The sequence below is a fragment of the Pseudomonas sp. GW821-FHT04C07 genome (assembly GCF_059420325.1).
This window is the reverse complement of sequence record NZ_JBWKTM010000011.1, coordinates 225,955-242,993: the sequence shown is the minus strand read 5'-3', so window position 1 is coordinate 242,993 and position 17,039 is coordinate 225,955. Positions and strand designations below refer to the sequence as shown.

The window sequence follows — 17,039 nt, the reverse complement described above, 5'->3', positions numbered from 1 at the left end:
GTACGGGGCGCTCTCGAGTTCCACGGTGGACGTGACCATCACCGGCACCAACGATGCGCCGGTGGCGGTGGCCGATGCGGCCGCCGGCACGGAAAACCAGACCCTGACGATCGACGTGTTGGCCAACGACACCGACGTCGATGACGGCCACCTGTTTACCTTGGTCAGCGCCAGCGCGCCGATCGGCCAGGGCACGGCCAGCGTCGCGGGCAACCAGCTGCAGTTCAACCCGGGGGCCGATTTCGACCACCTGGCACAAGGCGTGGTCGAACACGTGACGCTCAACTATCAGATGCAGGATCAGTACGGGGCGCTCTCGAGTTCCACGGTGGACGTGACGATCACCGGCACCAACGATGCGCCGGTAGCGGTGGCCGATACGGCTGCCGGTACAGAGAACCAGACCCTGACGATCGACGTGCTGGCCAATGACACCGACATCGATGACGGCCACCTGTTCACGCTGAACTCGGCGAGTGCGCCGGCGAATAAGGGCATGGCCAGCGTGGTCGGCAACCAGCTGGTGTTCAACCCGGGGAGCGATTTCGACCACCTGGCGCAGGGCGTGGTCGAGCACGTCACGCTCAGCTACCAGATGCAGGATCAGTACGGGGCGCTCTCGAGTTCCACGGTGGACGTCACGATCACCGGCACCAACGATGCGCCGGTGGCGGTGGCCGATGTGGCCGCCGGTACAGAGAATCAGACCCTGACGATCAACGTGCTGGCCAATGACACCGACGTCGACGACGGCCACCTGTTCACGCTGAACTCGGCGAGTGCGCCGGCAAACAAAGGCACGGCCAGCGTGGTCGGCAACCAGCTGGTGTTCAACCCGGGGAGCGATTTCGACCACCTGGCGCAAGGCGTGGTCGAGCACGTGACCCTCAGCTACCAGATGCAAGACCAGTACGGGGCGCTCTCGACCAGTAGCGTAGACGTGACGATCACCGGCACCAACGATGCGCCGGTGGCGGTGGCCGATGTGGCCGCCGGTACAGAGAACCAGACCCTGACCGTCAACGTGCTGGCCAACGACACCGACATCGACGACGGCCATCTGTTCACGCTGAACTCGGCGAGTGCGCCGGCAAACAAGGGCACGGCCAGCGTGGTCGGCAACCAGCTGGTGTTCAACCCGGGGAGCGATTTCGACCACCTGGCGCAGGGCGTGGTCGAGCACGTCACGCTCAGCTACCAGATGCAGGACCAGTACGGGGCACTCTCGAGCTCCACGGTGGACGTGACCATCACCGGCACCAACGATGCGCCGGTAGCGGTGGCCGATGTGGCCGCCGGTACAGAGAACCAGACCCTGACCCTCAACGTGCTGGCCAATGACACCGACGTCGACGACGGCCACCTGTTCACGCTGAACGCGGCGAGTGCGCCGGCGAACAAGGGCACGGCCAGCGTGGTCGGCAACCAACTGGTGTTCAACCCAGGGAGCGATTTCGACCACCTGGCGCAGGGCGTGGTCGAACACGTGACCCTCAGCTACCAGATGCAGGATCAGTACGGGGCACTCTCGAGTTCCACGGTGGACGTGACGATCACCGGCACCAATGACGCACCGGTGGCGGTGGCCGATGTGGCCGCCGGTACAGAAAATCAGACCCTGACCGTCAACGTGCTGGCCAATGACACCGACATCGATGACGGCCACCTGTTCACGCTGAACTCGGTCAGTGCGCCAGCAAACAAGGGCACGGCCAGCGTGGTCGGCAACCAGCTGGTGTTCAACCCGGGGAGCGATTTCGACCACCTGGCGCAAGGCGTGGTCGAGCACGTGACCCTCAGCTACCAGATGCAGGATCAGTACGGGGCGCTCTCGAGTTCCTCGGTGGACGTGACCATCACCGGCACCAACGATGCGCCAGTGGCGGTGGCCGATACGGCTGCCGGTACAGAGAACCAGACCCTGACCCTCAACGTGCTGGCCAATGACACCGACATCGATGACGGCCACCTGTTCACGCTGAACTCGGTCAGTGCGCCGGCAAACAAGGGCACGGCCAGCGTGGTCGGCAACCAGCTGGTGTTCAACCCGGGGAGCGACTTCGACCACCTGGCGCAAGGCGTGGTCGAACACGTGACGCTCAACTACCAGATGCAGGACCAGTACGGGGCGCTCTCGACCAGTAGCGTGGACGTGACCATCACCGGCACCAACGATGCGCCGGTAGCGGTGGTCGATACGGCCGCCGGCACGGAGAACCAGACCCTGACCCTCAACGTGCTGGCCAACGACACCGACATCGACGACGGCCACCTGTTCACGCTGAACTCGGTCAGTGCGCCGGCGAACAAGGGCACGGCCAGCGTGGTCGGCAACCAGCTGCAGTTCAACCCGGGGAGCGATTTCGACCACCTGGCACAAGGCGTGGTCGAGCACGTGACCCTCAGCTATCAGATGCAGGATCAGTACGGGGCGCTCTCGAGTTCCACGGTGGACGTGACGATCACCGGCACCAACGATGCGCCGGTAATGACGGCAGGTGGTTCTCTGTCATACACAGAGAACCAGGCAGCGACGGCGATCAACTCGGTGCTGACGGTCACCGATGTCGACAGTAGCAACCTAACGGGCGCTACGGTATCGATCACCAGCAACTTTGCCTCGGGCGAGGACGTACTCGGGTTCACCAACCAGAACGGCATCAGCGGCAGCTACAGCGCAAGCACCGGCGTGCTGACACTAAGCGGGACGTCGTCGGTGGCGAACTATCAAGCCGCGCTACGCTCGGTGACCTACTCCGACAGCAGCGACAACCCGTCGACGGCACCGCGCACGATTAGCTTCCAAGTGGATGACGGCTCTGCGGCTAACCACGCGAGCAACATCACAACGACGACCGTCACGGTGGCGGCAGTCAATGACGCGCCGATAGTGGACTTGAATGGTGGCGGCGCGGGCAATGACGCAACGGCGAACTATCCAACAGGCATCTCGCAGTTGTTGATTACGCCGTCGGCGACGGTCACCGATGTCGACTCGCCGAACCTGTCGTCAATGACTGTTACGTTGACGAACGCTGTGGACAGCACCAATGCGAACGTCAGGGAAATACTCTCCCTGAACGCGCCGGCATCGACCGCTGCTACGGGTTTGACGGTGACCGGTGTTGCCAGTGGTGCAAACAATGGGATCTATACACTGACGATCACTGGCTCGGCTAGCCAGGCCACCTACCAGACTATCCTCAAAGGCGTTCAGTACACCGACACCAAGACCGGAAGCCACAGCACTACCGACCGAATCGTGAACGTGGTGATCAACGATGGAGCGGCAAATAGCCTCTTGCACACCGTCACAACCCATGTGACAGCTCCGGCTGGCGTAGCCGGCGAGGCTATCAATCTGGCACTGACCGATCCCACGCCCGACACCTCCGACGTCATTACCTACACGGTGAGCGGGGTTCCGATAAACTGGGTGCTGAGTGCCGGAACCAACAACGGTGACGGCAGTTGGACGATACAGACCAGCGACCCTTCCGCACTGACGGTCATGACGCCATCCACCTATGCCGGTGCGATGGAGCTCACAGTAACCTACGGATGGACCAATGCGGACGGCAGCACAAGCAGTTATATCGTTTCCGACAACGTCGAAGCCTACGCCCCCGGCTCGCCGATCTTCGCCTTGTCTACCGACGACAACCTGACCGGCTCGTCCGGTGCCGACACCTTCATCTTCGCCCATCCGATCGACAATAACGTCATCCACAGCTTCGATGCGGCGGCAGACAAGATCGACTTGATCGGCTTCGCGGGCGTCACCGGCTTTGCTGACTTGAGTATCGCTAACGACGCACACGGTAATGCGCTGGTCAGCATAGGCTCCGGCCAGACGATCACCCTGAAAGGTGTCGATGCGGCGGGCTTGAGTGAAGCGAATTTCCAGTTCGATGTGGACCCGCTCACCACCAATACCGGCACCATCAGCATCGCCAACGGGGCGATCATGCCGTTCGGTGGCAGCATCCATAACAGCGGCACCATCGAGCTCGGCTCCACCGGCAGCGAAACCAACCTGGAAATCCTCTTCCGTGGCGCGACCTTGACCGGTGGCGGCCAAGTGCTGCTATCCGACAGCGCGCACAACGTGATTTTCGGTGGCAGCGCCGACACCGTGCTGACCAATTCCGATAACCACATTTCCGGCGCCGGCCAGTTGGGTGCCGGGCAGATGGTGCTGGTCAATGCGGGTCTGATCCAGGCCGACGGGCTGAACAGCCTGGTGCTCGACACTGGTACCCACACCATAGTCAACAGCGGCGTGCTGGAATCCACGGGCGCGGGTGGCATGACGGTGGCCAGCGCAATCGATAACTCCGGCCACTTGTGGGCCAATGGTGGCGACCTGCGCCTGCTGGCCGACGTGACCGGCAACGGCAGCGCCACCATCGACGGCGATGCCAGCCTGACCTTCGCCGGCACTGCCCACGCGTCCGTCGCCTTCCACGGCGAAGGTGCGGGCACGCTGATCGTGGAGCACGCCGCGGATGCCGACTCGCTGGTTGGCATTCTCGGACTCGAAAGCAATGACTCGCTGATGTTCGGCGATCTCGCCTTCGGCGCCAACACCCAGCTCAGCTACAGCGCCAACGCCCTTGGCTCCGGCGGCCTGCTGACGGTGGACGACGGCGTACACCGGGCCGAGGTGAACCTGCTGGGGCACTACTCGGTGGCCGACTTCCAGGTCACCGCCGGCGGCGAGGCCGGTACCCTGGTCGATTACCACGGCGCATCCAGCGGCACACAGGTGGGCAGCATGCTCGCGGACGTGCTCAATGGCGGCGACGGCAACGACATCCTCGCGGGTCGTGGCGGGGCGGACACTCTCAGCGGTGGCGCGGGAGCCGATGTGTTCGCCTACCTCAGCCCGAATGACGGCGGCGACACCATCCTTGACTATAACTTCGCCGAAGGTGACGCGCTCGACCTCTCCGCGCTGCTCAAAGCCAACTTCGTTAGCGGCAGCAGCCAGGCGTCCGACTTCGTCCAACTGGTGAAATCCGGCAGCGACATCACCGTGAAGGTGGATACCGATGGCGCAGCCAATGGTGCGCATTTCACCGATGTGGCGGTCCTCGCCAACGCTGGCACGACTGGCGCCGATCTCGTGCGTATCTGGTTCGGGGATGCCGACCATACGCTGACGGCCTGACACGCTGGGCTGGAGCTGACCGGCGGCAAACTGTGAAGCGGGGCTGGGCCTGCCGATTCACGCAGCGCTCGAACACCAGATGCGCCGCCCGGCGCTGGCGCGTCTGTTGGGTTTTGAAGAAGCCCGCCTACCCATCGGCGCCCGCAACGCTCGCGTCGAACGGTTAGCACGCGACACTTTCGAACAACGCCACGACGGCAAAACTTGATATGACAGGGCCTGACCTGAACTGCGCAGCCGGCGCATAGCACACAGCACGCCCAAAACATCACCTACATCGGCTCTGGCGGTCCGATCAATCTTCCCATCACCCCAAACACCCCCAACTCTCTGATGACTTCAAGCTCCCCTTGGGTCTCGACCATCTCGGCAATCAGCGGCAGGTCGATGCTGTTGGTCGCGCGGAAAACGGCTTCGATGAACAGGCGTTTGTCGCTCTGCTGGTCGATGGCGCGGATGTAGCTGCCGTCGATTTTCAGGTAGGCCAGACCGAGGTAACTGAGGTTGCCGATCTGGCTGAAGTTGCCGCCAAAGTGCTGCAGGCCGATCCGGTAGCCGGTGTCCTGAATGCTTTCGCACAGTTGCTGCAGTTTGTCCGGTGGTGGCAGTTGGCGCTCGTCGATTTCCAGAGTCAGCAGCGGCGCGAGATCGGGCAGGCCTTCGAGCAGGGCCAGGATTTGTTGCAGGTGTGGTGCATCAAGCAGGGTGCTCCCGGAAAGACTTAACGCCAGCGGCCAAGGGTGTTCGGCGAGGTAGTCCAGGGTGTGTTCGAGCATTGCCAGGTCGAAACGCGCCGACCAGCCCAAACGCTCGATCCATGGCAGGAAATGCCCGGCGGCAATTGCTTCGCCCTGCGGGTCGAGCAAGCGGGCCAGTACCTTGTGATGCAGCACCTGGCTGGTATCGGCACACTGCACCACCGGTTGGAAGTACAGCTGCATTTTGTCGTAGCTGAGGGCATCGTCGATCCAGTTACGCCAATCGTGCTGAGTCTGCCCGGGCGCGCCATCGAAACTTGCCAGATGCACCCAGGGCCGTTCCGGATGTTGCCGGGCTTGGGCCAGCGCCTGATCGAGATGCAGCAACACCGTGCTTACGGAGTCGCCCGGTTGATAAGCGACGATACCCAGGTGTGCAACTGGCATGCAGTCGCTGGAGCCGGTGAGGCGCAGGTTTTCCAGGGTCGCACTGATCTCGGCGGCCAGGCGTGCGGCGTCTTTGCTGTCCAGACCGGGGGCTAACAGGCTGAATTCGCCGCCACGGTTGCGCGCCGCCAGCCAGTGGCGGCGATCTGCTTGTCGGATCATGCGTTTGAGCAAGTCACCGATCAGTCTGATCAAGGCGTCGGTGCGTTGGCCACCCAGACGTTGGTTCAGGCCGGTCAAATCGTTGACTCGCAACATCAACAGGTGACCATCGCTGCTCTGTTCGGTGACCAGTAGCTGTTCGGCGAGTTGTTCATCCAGCAGGCGCCGGTTGGCCAGCCCGGTGAGGCTGTCCTGAAAGGACTCGGCCCATAATTTTTCACTGCGTGCGGCTTCTTCGGCAAACAGGCCTTTGAGTTTTTCAACCATCTGATTCATGGCCAGCACCACGCGCTTGAGCTCCGACGTGCGGGGGAGTTTCGGCAAACTGAGGAACTCGCGTTTACTGATGGCTTCGGCCTGCTTGACCATGCTGTCGAGCGGACGCAATTGCCGGCGCAGCAGCCAGCCGCCGAACACTGTGCTGAGCAACCCGCACAGCAGCAACCAGACCAGGCTGCCGAGGGTACTGTCCCAGAGCCTGGCCAGGGCGAACTGTGGATTGCTCTGTACTTCGACCCGTGCGGCCTGCTCCCAGCCGCGCATGATCAGCGCGTCGCCTCCTTGAGGATGCAAGTCCGCCAGATGCACGAACCAGTCGGGTATGTCCTCGGCAACGGTCGGTGTACTGCGCTCCACCAGCACTTTTTCATTCTCGATGGTCACCACCCGGATGCTGGAGAAGTAACCGCTATCGAAGATTGAACTGACCATCAGTTCAATCATTGCCGGATCGTCGACTTGCGTGGTCAACGATAGCCCCAGCGCCGTGGCGGCATCCTGGGCGTGGGAGCGTAACTGGCTGAGCATTTGCTCACGCGAGGTCTCCAGGCTGACAAAAAAACTGCCGCTCAACGCCACCAGCAGGAACAGGCAGATGGCGAGAAACAACTGTTTGAGTAGCGACATGAAGCGCTCCTTGTTGGCGGCGTTAGCCTTCACCCACGACAAAACCTTCGGCATTGAAGGTGTACACCGAAAGCGGGTCTTCGCGTTGTGAGGCTGGACGGGCCAAGGGGCCATAGTGTTGCTCAGCGGTTTGCAGGAACAGCGCAAAATCCCGGTTTGTCCGGACATTGCCTCGGCCGGTCAGCAAAAAAACCGACACAACCGGCCATCCGCCGAGCCGAAGTCGGAGCGTTGACCATCCTGGACTACGCGGACGACGGGACATGTCTGGCTGCTCAAGTGCAGATTTCTGAAGTCTAGGCGGTGTTTTATGAAAGATCAGGCAGATTGTCGGTCGATGTGAGAATGGTATGTGGCGAAAAAAGAGCGCAGCCGGAAACGCTCGAGTATCAAGATCTGTTCAGGGTTTTCTGCCGAAGGATATAAACCGTCACCAATACCGCGCTGGTCAGCATGAAGCCACGGGCCCAAGGCAGGGGGACGAGCACGCAGGACAGGCCAATGCTCGCCCACATCAGGCCGATGGCGTAAACCTTGCCCTTGAGCGGGATGCCGTTGCCGTCGAGGTAGTCGCGGATCCATGGGCCAAGCCGTGGATGCTCAACCAGCCATTGATAGAAGCGCGGCGAACTGCGGGCGAAACAGGCGGCCGCCAGCAGCAGAAAGGGGGTGGTGGGCAACACGGGCAGGAAAATCCCGATCACCCCCAACGCGACGCTCAGCCAGCCGATGGCCAGCAGAACGTAACGCAGTATCAGGGGGCGATTGCCTATGGAGTTGGCCGCCATAGGCAGGAACTCAGTGGTGACGAGGCTTGAGAATGGCCGGTTTTTCGTCTGGTGCGTTGCACAGCAGGTACAACGCGGTCAGGGCTTCAGGGATCTGTACGATCATGTCGTCCATCAGGTTGGCATCGCTGGCGATATCGGAGAACTCAGGCTGTTCGTCGAACAGGCCGGAGCCGACCATGATCGGCAGGAGCATTTCACTGACTTCGTCCTCGGCGGTTTCGAACCAGGCCGCTTCGCGCAGGAACACGCCTTCCATGAAGCCGATGCACCAACCGCGCAGGTCGGAGTCGTCCGGATCGTCGCCGAGATCGAGGTCACACGGCAGCTCGAATTCTTCATCGGAGGCCAGCTGACGGGCGATGTGCGCCTTGAGCAGCAGCAGGGTAGCTTCGATCTCTTCACGCTGGGCGGCGTCGCGGTAATGCGGCTCTTCGGCGAACAGAGCGTCGATCCACTCACGGTCGGGAACGATCTCGGAGCAGATCGATAGCGCAGTCATGTAACCGTGGGCGGCCACATAGTCCAGCGCCTCGTCATGCAGCTCGTCGGCGTCGAGGAAGGCTTGCAGGCGGGTTAGTTGCTCAGCGAAGGACATTGAAGGGCTACCTTGGGGGAAATATACGATGCTGAATTCTAGGCCTTCTTGAGCGCTCAGGCCAGTCGCAGGGCCGATTGCCTGCATTCAAAACACGCCTTAACGCGGTCCGTAGCAGCTGGCGAAGCCTGCGTTCGACCGTGTAGTGGTCGTAAACCCTGGCGACTTGGTCCGCCTGAAGCACCCCACAGCCCGATTTTGCGACGGCTTCGCCGCCGAACGCAGGCTTCGCCAGTTGCTACGAGGAAGGGGGCGAGCCTGATCGGGCGGCTATTCGTCACTGGCGCCCTTTGCCCTGGACCGCTCGGGTATACTGCCGCGTTTTGTAATGCCCTGCAGGTGTTGCGACGGATCAGGAAAAGTCCGCTTACGGATTTGTCCGTGAAGACCGTGACGTTTTCATCCAGCCTGCGCGCAGGGATATTCGGCGATATTTGGAGTTTTTCATGCTCGAACAGGCTCAGCGCGTCCTCAAGGACATCTTCGGCTACGACAGTTTTCGTGGCCGTCAGGGTGCGATCATTGAGCGCGTGGCCAGTGGCGGCGATGCTCTGGTGCTGATGCCTACCGGCGGTGGCAAGTCGTTGTGTTTTCAGGTCCCGGCGCTGCTGCGTGAAGGTCTGGCGGTGGTGGTGTCGCCGTTGATCGCACTGATGGACGATCAGGTCGCGACCCTGGAAGAGCTGGGCGTTGCCGCAGCCGCCTTGAACTCGACCCTGAGCGCCGAGCAGCAGCGCGATCTGGCGGCGCGAATCAAACGTGGCGAAGTGAAGATGCTCTATCTCGCGCCCGAGCGCCTGGTACAGCCGCGGATGCTGGCGTTCCTGCAGAACCTGGACATCGCCCTGTTCGCCATCGACGAAGCGCACTGCGTCTCTCAATGGGGCCATGACTTCCGTCCGGAATACCTGCAACTGGGGCAGTTGGCGGAATTGTTCCCCAATGTGCCGCGCATCGCCCTGACCGCTACCGCCGACAAGCGTACTCGCGAAGAAATCGTCAATCGCCTGTATCTGCAGGACGCCGAACGTTTTTTATCGAGTTTCGACCGACCGAACATTTTCTACCGCATCGTGCCCAAGGAGCAGCCGCGCAAGCAGTTGTTGGCGTTCCTGTCCGAGCGCCGTAGCGATGCGGGCATTGTCTACTGCCTGTCGCGCAAAAAAGTCGACGAAGTCGCTGCGTTCCTGTGCGAGCAAGGCTTTCCGGCCCTGGGGTATCACGCCGGGTTACCCAACGAGACGCGTGCCTTCAACCAGAAGCGCTTCCTCAATGAGGAAGGCCTGATCATGGTTGCCACCATCGCCTTCGGTATGGGCATCGACAAGCCGAACGTGCGTTTTGTTGCGCACCTCGACTTGCCCAAGTCCCTGGAGGCCTATTACCAGGAAACCGGTCGCGCCGGTCGCGACGGTTTACCCGCAGACGCCTGGATGGCCTACGGCCTGCAAGACGTGCTGATGCTCAAGCAGATGCTGCAAAACTCCGAAGGCGATGAGCGCCACAAGCGTCTGGAACAGCACAAGCTCGACGCCATGCTGGCACTCTGTGAAGAAACCCGTTGCCGGCGCCAGACCCTGCTGGCGTATTTCGACGAAGACATGCCGCAACCGTGCGGTCACTGCGATAACTGCGTTGACGGTGTCCAGACCTGGGACGCCACCGAGCCGGCGCGTCAGGCGCTCTCGGCGATCTACCGCACCGGCCAGCGTTATGGTGTCGGGCATCTGGTGGACGTGCTGCTGGGCAAAGACAACGACAAGGTACGCAGCTTCGGTCATCAACATCTTTCGGTGTTTGGTGTAGGCAAGGCGCGGACCGAGGGCGAATGGCGCTCTCTGTTCCGACAGCTGGTGGCTCGAGGTCTGGCGGACATCGATCTGGAAGGCTACGGCGGCCTTCGCCTGAGCGACAGTTGCCGGCCATTGCTCAAGGGCGAAGTCACACTGGAGTTGCGCCGCGATCTCAAACCGCAGACGACCGCGAAAAGCAGTACCAGCCAGGCCAGCCAACTGGTGCGTGGCGAAGAGCGCGAGCAGTGGGAAGCGTTGCGGGCCCTGCGGCGCAAACTGGCCGAAGAACATGGCGTGCCACCGTACGTCATTTTTCCCGATTCAACGTTGCTGGAAATGCTCCGCAGCCAGCCAGGCTCCTTGTCGGAAATGGCCAGGGTCAGCGGCGTCGGTGCGCGCAAACTGGAACGTTACGGCGAGGCGTTCCTTGAAGTGTTGGGCGGTCAGGCCGAGGCGCCGAAAGTGGTCGCCGATATCCGTCACGAGCTGATCACCCTGGCCCGCGCCGGCATGACGCCGATGCAGATCGCCGGTCAATTGCAGTGCTCGGAAAAGAACGTCTACACCTTGCTCGCCGAGGCCATTGGCAAGCAGCAGCTATCGCTTGAGCAGGCGCTGGATCTGCCGGAGGACTTGCTGGGTGAAATACAGGACGCGTTCCTTGACGGCGAGGGCGAGCTACCGCCTGCCGCAGAGGTGATCGAGCTGTTTGCCGGGCGCGTTCCCGAAGGCGTTCTGTACTGCGTGCGTGCGGCCTTACAGTCGGAATTCGAGATTTGAGTGGTCTGGTTTATAGATGTAACGATTCAGTACATAGCATGTCTTGCCTCGGGGCAGGGGGCATGCTTAGCTGACTAATAATTAGTTTCGCCCTATTTCAGTCTAATCATGAGTTTTTTATGCCGTTAACCGATCAACACCGTTTTGGCATGCAGTTGGCGCAGATGTCTCGAGGCTGGCGTGCCGAACTGGATCGCCGTCTGGCCGGGCTTGGCTTGTCCCAGGCCCGTTGGCTGGTGCTGCTGCATCTCGCCCGTTTTGACGAGGCGCCGACTCAACGTGAGTTGGCCCAAAGCGTGGGCGTCGAGGGTCCAACCCTGGCGCGGTTGCTCGACAGTCTGGAAACTCAGGGGCTGGTGCAGCGACAATCGGTTGCTGAAGACCGCCGGGCGAAAAAGATTGTCCTTTGTGCTTCGGCCCGGCCATTGATCGAGCAAATTGAAACCATCGCCACCGCGTTGCGCCACGAGCTTTTCGTCGGTGTCGACGAAGAAGAATTGCGCGTGTGCATGCGGGTTCACGGGCGCATTCTGGCCAATCTGGAAAAATCTTGAGGTATTACAACCCCGCAGACTTTTGAGATTCAGTGCTTGGCGGACTATAAGAGATAGCCGTGTTTGTGCAGGACGCATGAACGCCCGCAGGTTGGTTTCGGTTATCCAAAGGATGCTCATGCTCGAGAGTTTGCAGTCCGCGTTGCGCTGTTCAGTCAGATTGAACTCATCTGAAAAAAAGCCCCGCTTTTTCAACATCCGCTTGCTGTTAGCAGCGTGCGGTGCCTTGTGTTACTCGGCATTGGCCCCGGCGCTGGGGTTGGGCGATATCACGCTGCATTCGGCGTTGAACCAACCGCTCAATGCCGAGATTGCGCTGGTGGAGCCGGGTGATCTGGTTGAAGGCCAATTGTCCGTGAGCCTGGCGACGGCCGAAGAGTTCAGCCGCGCCGGGATCGAGCGGGAGTTCTTCCTCAATGACTTGAGTTTCAGCCTGATCCTGCACGGCAACCGCAGCGCGATTCGGGTGGTTTCGAGCAACCCGGTCAACGAGCCTTTCCTGAACTTTCTGGTACAAGCGAATCAGCCCAATGGGCGTTTGCTGCGTGAATACACCCTGCTGATCGACCCACCGGGCTCACCGGGGATCGTACCCTGGAGTGCGTTCGGGCAAGGGGCACCCGCGACATCTCCGTCACCTGCTTCGCTCTCCCGGCAAGTGGCTGCGCTCGGGCCACCGCCAGCGGTGCAGCCGAAGTCGCCCGAACCCGCAGACGACACTCAATCAACCGCCGTGGCACCGTCTCAGGAGTCGCCTGCATTCACTTCCGGGCAGTTGGCCGAGGTCAAAAGGCGCTCTGCCAGTCCTGCCGTACCGCCGGCAGCAAGCCTGCCACTGGTTGCTCCGCAGACCGAAGAGCCCGGCGGACCGAACGTGTGGGTGATGACGGGGTTGGTGGTGCTGTCAGCTCTGTTAATGCTGGCATTGCGGGTTCGCCGTCAGCGGCATCAAGCTCAAGTAACCCCTGAGCCGTTGCCCATACAGCCCGTGGCCCGTGAGTCACTCGCTAGCCAAATGGCCCCTCACGTGCCGGAAAAAGCGGACCATGAAACGAACTCCGTGGCTACGGTGCAGAAAACCGTGGCACCACACCCTGCGTGCGCTGAAGCGTCCGTTGTCATCGAGGGGGGCAGTCTTTACGTTGCTGCCAGTGCTGAGTCCGAAGCCAAAGCATCGGGCAGCCCGGCACTGGATGAGTTCCGGCTGAACCTGGACGACCTGTCGATGGACGCGGACCGGGATTTGATCAGCCCGTTTGAAGCGGCGCCGCCGTCTCTCGACAAACCAGCCGCCGATACGTCGCCCGACTTCGCCCCAAGCCCCCTGCAAGACATCGAACTGTTGCCAATAACTTGCACATCTCGGGACGAGCGTTAAAGGCGGTTATTATAACGACGCCATCGAGTTCAGGAGTTCGCCTCACCATGACTGCCAGTAAACCGGAAATCATCATCACCTACTGCACGCAATGCCAATGGCTGTTGCGCGCCGCCTGGCTGGCCCAGGAACTGCTCAGTACCTTTAGCGACGATCTGGGTAAAGTCTCCCTTGCACCTGGCACGGGCGGAATTTTCCACATCACCTGCAATGGCGTTCAAATCTGGGAGCGCAAGGCTGACGGTGGTTTTCCCGAGGCCAAAGTACTCAAGCAGCGGGTTCGCGATCAGATCGATCCGGAGCGCGATCTCGGGCATAACGAGCGAACTCAGTGAGACGCTGCTTCAGCCACCACTGTTTTTTTGTTTGAGCCGCTTGAGACGCTGCTGGAAACCACGATGGCGACAATGATCAAGGCGCCGCCTATGAGCATGCGCAGGGTCGGGTTTTCACCAAACAACAGCCAGGCAACTGTGATGCCATAGACCGGTTCCAGAGCAAACACCACGGCAGCCGTGCGCGCTTTGATCACCGCGAGGCTGGCGACGAACAGGCTGTGGGCGACGCCGGTGCAGAACACCCCGAGCAGACCGATCCACAGCCAGTCAATGGCGCGAACCCCGGTCAGCCCTGGCGCAGCCACCGGCAGCAGGCACAGGGCGACCACCACGTTCTGGCACAGCGCGGCCTGCACCGCCGGGATTCGCCCCGAACTGGCGCGGTTAGTCAGCGATAGCAGGGCGAACAACAACCCCGAACCCATCGCCCAGAGCAGCCCGCTAGTAGCCTCACTGGCGAGGTCGAAGTCCGGGGTCACCAGGACCAGGCCGACACTCACCAGCACCACCAGCAGGATTTCATTGGCGCGAATCCGCTCGCGGAAAATCAGCCCTTCAAGGATCACGGTAAACGCCGGGAAACTGGCAAAACCCAGGGTCGCAATTGCCACACCGGCCACTTTCACCGCGATAAAGAAGCTCACCCAGTGCCCCGCCAGCAACAGGCCGCTGAGCAGAAGACGACGCCAGTCGGCAGCCTCAAGTTTCTGCCAGCGAGTGTTGCTGGCAAAACGGGCAAAAAAAGCCAGCGCGATCACCGCAAATGCGGCACGGCCAAAGACGATAATCGCAGGCGTGGCGGCGGCGAGTTTGCCGAACACGCCGGTCAGGCCGAACATCAGTGCGCCGATATGCAGGGCGCCAAGGGCGGTACGCGGAGTCATTGCAATCCTTGATAAACGTGTTGAGCGGGGACAATAGCGCGATGCTGTCCCTACATTGAACCTCGCTACTCTCACGTTTGTCTGTCGCGATCCTCGCGCCTTTTATCGCAGGCCTAGCGTTCGACAGCCTCGCGGCGCAATTTGCCGGGCGAGGCACCGAACTCACGCATCACCGCCGCAGCGAACGCGCTCTGGGAGCTGTAGCCGACTTTGTTGGCGACTTCGCCGATCGGCAATCCGGACTCGCGCAACAGCCGCACGGCGATGTGCAGGCGGCGACTACGGATGTAGTCCATGGGCGTCTGGCCGCATTCGGCGATAAATCGTGCGTGCAGGCGCGCGCTGGAGAGGCCGGCAACGCGGGCCAGGTCCGCGACTTGCAACGGGTACGCGGCGTATTGATCGATATGTGCGTTCAACGCGGCATAAGGCAAGCGTCGACCGCCGACGCTGTTCGGCGCGGCGTTATTGAGGCTGGCCAGTAACAGAACGGCACCTTGCTGAGCAATCAATGGGTCATTCACCGGGCTGCCAGCCAGCCAGCTGACCAATTGGCTTTGCCCGGCATTCAATGGCAGCCGAGCGGGGGTGTCGAGCAAGCGGCGGCTGGCATCGGCGTGCTCGCCCAGAGATTGCGTCACCCAGTGATCGCTTGGCACGTCTAGCACCAGACAGCGGCTGCCATTCGCACTGCCACAGGTGTGATGGGCATCCGAGGGGACCACCACGAAGCTCTGCTGAACCACCCGGCTGCCGTGGCCATCGACCTCGAAGTCGAGCTGGCCCGACAGGCCGAACACCAATTGGGCGTGTTCATGGCTATGGACAATCAAGTCGTGGGTGTATTGGCGTAGCGTGAGGATCGGTCTCATCGCAGTCTCCTTGGCAGACCGGCAGTTTACACCGGTACTGCCCGGGCTTTCGCTGTCATCGGACTGCCGTATTAGTGTCATGGGCTATTAATCGCTCTGGCGCAAGCTCGCAAAAAATACCGGAGAGGTTGTCCATGACCAGCGCTGAGCTCGCCAAACCCAGTCGTAAGCAACGCGTGCGCACATTGTGGATTTCCGATGTACATCTCGGTACCCGGGATTGTCAGGCGGAACATTTGTCGCAGTTTCTCAAGAGCTACCATGCGGACCGGGTCTACCTGGTCGGCGACATTATCGATGGCTGGAAGCTGCGCAGCGGCATGTACTGGCCCCAGGCACACACCAATGTCATTCGCCGGTTGCTGACCATGAGTAAACGCGGTACCGAAGTGATCTACGTCACCGGTAACCATGATGAGTTCCTGCGGCGTTATTCGAAACTGATCCTGGGCAATATCCAGTTGGTGGACGAGGCCGTGCATGTCACCGCAGATGGCCGGCAATTGTTGGTGATCCACGGCGATCAGTTCGACGTGATTACCCGTTATCACCGCTGGTTGGCGTTTCTGGGCGACTCGGCCTATGAGTTCACCCTGACCCTCAACCGCTGGCTTAATCACTGGCGTGCACGGTATGGCTACGGCTATTGGTCGTTGTCGGCGTACCTCAAGCACAAGGTCAAAACCGCGGTCAGTTTTATCAGTGACTTTGAAGAAGCCATCGCCCATGAATGCACCAAGCGGGGCCTGCACGGCGTGGTTTGCGGGCATATTCACCACGCTGAAATCCGCAAGGTCGGCGAGGTGGAATACCTCAATTGCGGAGATTGGGTGGAGTCATGCACCGCGTTGATCGAGCACTGGGATGGCTCGATCGAGCTGTATCGGTTGGCCGACGCCCAGGCTCGGGAAGCGCAGCTCAAGGCCGGGTTGGTGAAGGTGGTGGAGCCAGGTTAGGACACAAGGAATATGTTGCCTGGCCTGGCGTCATCGCAAGCTTGCTCAGGGGGTCACGCCGGTGCGTGCTGTTTCATCGCCGCCTTGTAGATCGAGTTCTTCGGATGGGCAAACAAGCGCTCCAGCATCGGTTCGAAGAAGCTTAGGGGCAGGGTGTCGTAAGTCGGGTCGAAGGCTGCAGCGTCGTACCTGGCGCAGAACTCGATGGTTCGCCGGTATTGTGGATGTTCGCTGAATTGCTCGCGCAAATGTCGATCCATACCCAGGTAATGGAAGAAGTAATAACCCTGGAAAATACCGTGTTTCTCCACCATCCACAGGTTTTCGGCGCTGACAAAGGGCTTGAGGATCGCCGCAGCGATGTCCGGGTGATTGTAGGACCCCAGGGTGTCGCCAATATCGTGGAGCAGGGCACAGACCACATATTCTTCGTCACGACCATCACGCCAGGCACGGCTGGCGGTTTGCAGTGAGTGGGTCAGACGATCTACCGGGAAGCCGCCAAAGTCGCCTTCAAGCAACTTGAGATGCGCAACGATTCGCGTCGGCAGCTGCCTGGCATAGGTACTGAAGTCTGCGGCGATGATCGCCCAGTCATCCTGCGTGCCATCTCGCATATGGGTGAAGCGGGCGTTGGCATTCATTGACGATTCTCTTAATGTTTTCGAAAGGATGTCTTTTCAGTGTATGCATTGGATCCAATCCTGCACTG

14 protein-coding genes are annotated in these 17,039 nt (G+C 60.9%); 7 read left to right on the top strand and 7 right to left on the bottom strand.

Annotated elements, in window-relative coordinates:
- The first annotated feature begins 25 nt into the window (after positions 1-25).
- Together AC07UI_RS20910 and AC07UI_RS20905 are read left to right on the top strand one after the other, a co-directional pair.
- The gene (locus tag AC07UI_RS20910) at positions 26-5,173 is read left to right on the top strand and encodes a beta strand repeat-containing protein (protein ID WP_494994290.1); all 5,148 of its coding nucleotides are present in this window, start codon (positions 26-28) and stop codon (positions 5,171-5,173) included.
- 79 nt (positions 5,174-5,252) lie between these two features.
- On the top strand, positions 5,253-5,381 hold the full coding sequence (locus tag AC07UI_RS20905; RefSeq protein WP_494994289.1) for a hypothetical protein: 129 nt from the start codon (positions 5,253-5,255) through the stop codon (positions 5,379-5,381).
- A 64-nt stretch (positions 5,382-5,445) separates the two neighbouring features.
- Here the strand turns inward: AC07UI_RS20905 and lapD are convergent, their stop codons facing one another.
- The 4 genes from lapD to AC07UI_RS20885 form a co-directional block, all read right to left on the bottom strand.
- Positions 5,446-7,386: a cyclic di-GMP receptor LapD gene (lapD, locus tag AC07UI_RS20900; RefSeq protein WP_494994288.1), complete on the bottom strand. Its 1,941-nt coding sequence runs from the start codon at positions 7,384-7,386 to the stop codon at positions 5,446-5,448.
- Between the two features lie 22 nt (positions 7,387-7,408).
- Positions 7,409-7,585, bottom strand: a complete 177-nt coding sequence (locus tag AC07UI_RS20895; RefSeq protein WP_494994287.1) for a hypothetical protein — start codon at positions 7,583-7,585, stop codon at positions 7,409-7,411.
- A gap of 190 nt (positions 7,586-7,775) precedes the next feature.
- The gene (locus tag AC07UI_RS20890; protein WP_494994286.1) at positions 7,776-8,174 is read right to left on the bottom strand and encodes a YbaN family protein; all 399 of its coding nucleotides are present in this window, start codon (positions 8,172-8,174) and stop codon (positions 7,776-7,778) included.
- A gap of 10 nt (positions 8,175-8,184) precedes the next feature.
- Positions 8,185-8,772: a UPF0149 family protein gene (locus tag AC07UI_RS20885; protein WP_494994285.1), complete on the bottom strand. Its 588-nt coding sequence runs from the start codon at positions 8,770-8,772 to the stop codon at positions 8,185-8,187.
- 446 nt (positions 8,773-9,218) lie between these two features.
- On the opposite strand from AC07UI_RS20885, the gene recQ reads away from it, so the two are divergent.
- From recQ to AC07UI_RS20865, 4 genes are all read left to right on the top strand, one after another.
- The gene (gene recQ / locus AC07UI_RS20880) at positions 9,219-11,345 is read left to right on the top strand and encodes a DNA helicase RecQ (RefSeq protein ID WP_494994284.1); all 2,127 of its coding nucleotides are present in this window, start codon (positions 9,219-9,221) and stop codon (positions 11,343-11,345) included.
- 119 nt (positions 11,346-11,464) lie between these two features.
- Entirely contained in the window at positions 11,465-11,899 is a 435-nt protein-coding gene (locus tag AC07UI_RS20875) for a MarR family transcriptional regulator (protein ID WP_494994283.1), read from the top strand.
- Between the two features lie 118 nt (positions 11,900-12,017).
- Positions 12,018-13,277 carry a type IV pilus assembly protein FimV gene (locus AC07UI_RS20870; protein WP_494994282.1) on the top strand — a complete coding sequence of 420 codons (1,260 nt, stop codon included), beginning with the start codon at positions 12,018-12,020 and terminating at the stop codon, positions 13,275-13,277.
- A 47-nt stretch (positions 13,278-13,324) separates the two neighbouring features.
- Positions 13,325-13,612: an Rdx family protein gene (locus tag AC07UI_RS20865; RefSeq protein WP_494994281.1), complete on the top strand. Its 288-nt coding sequence runs from the start codon at positions 13,325-13,327 to the stop codon at positions 13,610-13,612.
- Here AC07UI_RS20865 and AC07UI_RS20860 read toward each other — a convergent pair.
- Together AC07UI_RS20860 and AC07UI_RS20855 are read right to left on the bottom strand one after the other, a co-directional pair.
- Positions 13,606-14,499, bottom strand: coding sequence for a DMT family transporter (locus AC07UI_RS20860; protein WP_494994280.1), 894 nt, complete (start codon positions 14,497-14,499; stop codon positions 13,606-13,608). The two genes, AC07UI_RS20865 and AC07UI_RS20860, sit on opposite strands and share 7 nt — an antisense overlap.
- Positions 14,500-14,612: 113 nt before the next feature.
- Positions 14,613-15,371, bottom strand: coding sequence for a helix-turn-helix transcriptional regulator (locus tag AC07UI_RS20855; protein ID WP_494994279.1), 759 nt, complete (start codon positions 15,369-15,371; stop codon positions 14,613-14,615).
- A 134-nt stretch (positions 15,372-15,505) separates the two neighbouring features.
- On the opposite strand from AC07UI_RS20855, the gene AC07UI_RS20850 reads away from it, so the two are divergent.
- Entirely contained in the window at positions 15,506-16,327 is an 822-nt protein-coding gene (locus tag AC07UI_RS20850; RefSeq protein WP_494994278.1) for a UDP-2,3-diacylglucosamine diphosphatase, read from the top strand.
- 53 nt (positions 16,328-16,380) lie between these two features.
- Here AC07UI_RS20850 and AC07UI_RS20845 read toward each other — a convergent pair whose 3' ends face one another.
- Positions 16,381-16,971 carry an HD domain-containing protein gene (locus AC07UI_RS20845; RefSeq protein ID WP_494994277.1) on the bottom strand — a complete coding sequence of 197 codons (591 nt, stop codon included), beginning with the start codon at positions 16,969-16,971 and terminating at the stop codon, positions 16,381-16,383.
- Positions 16,972-17,039: the final 68 nt, after the last annotated feature.

Coding starts and splice junctions, on each gene's coding strand:
- AC07UI_RS20905 (WP_494994289.1), top strand. CDS start 5,253: ATGCGCCGCCCGGCGCTGGCGCGTCTGTTGGGTTTTGAAGAAGCCCGC.
- lapD (WP_494994288.1), bottom strand. CDS start 7,386: ATGTCGCTACTCAAACAGTTGTTTCTCGCCATCTGCCTGTTCCTGCTG.
- AC07UI_RS20890 (WP_494994286.1), bottom strand. CDS start 8,174: ATGGCGGCCAACTCCATAGGCAATCGCCCCCTGATACTGCGTTACGTT.
- AC07UI_RS20885 (WP_494994285.1), bottom strand. CDS start 8,772: ATGTCCTTCGCTGAGCAACTAACCCGCCTGCAAGCCTTCCTCGACGCC.
- recQ (WP_494994284.1), top strand. CDS start 9,219: ATGCTCGAACAGGCTCAGCGCGTCCTCAAGGACATCTTCGGCTACGAC.
- AC07UI_RS20875 (WP_494994283.1), top strand. CDS start 11,465: ATGCCGTTAACCGATCAACACCGTTTTGGCATGCAGTTGGCGCAGATG.
- AC07UI_RS20870 (WP_494994282.1), top strand. CDS start 12,018: ATGCTCGAGAGTTTGCAGTCCGCGTTGCGCTGTTCAGTCAGATTGAAC.
- AC07UI_RS20865 (WP_494994281.1), top strand. CDS start 13,325: ATGACTGCCAGTAAACCGGAAATCATCATCACCTACTGCACGCAATGC.
- AC07UI_RS20860 (WP_494994280.1), bottom strand. CDS start 14,499: ATGACTCCGCGTACCGCCCTTGGCGCCCTGCATATCGGCGCACTGATG.
- AC07UI_RS20855 (WP_494994279.1), bottom strand. CDS start 15,371: ATGAGACCGATCCTCACGCTACGCCAATACACCCACGACTTGATTGTC.
- AC07UI_RS20850 (WP_494994278.1), top strand. CDS start 15,506: ATGACCAGCGCTGAGCTCGCCAAACCCAGTCGTAAGCAACGCGTGCGC.
- AC07UI_RS20845 (WP_494994277.1), bottom strand. CDS start 16,971: ATGAATGCCAACGCCCGCTTCACCCATATGCGAGATGGCACGCAGGAT.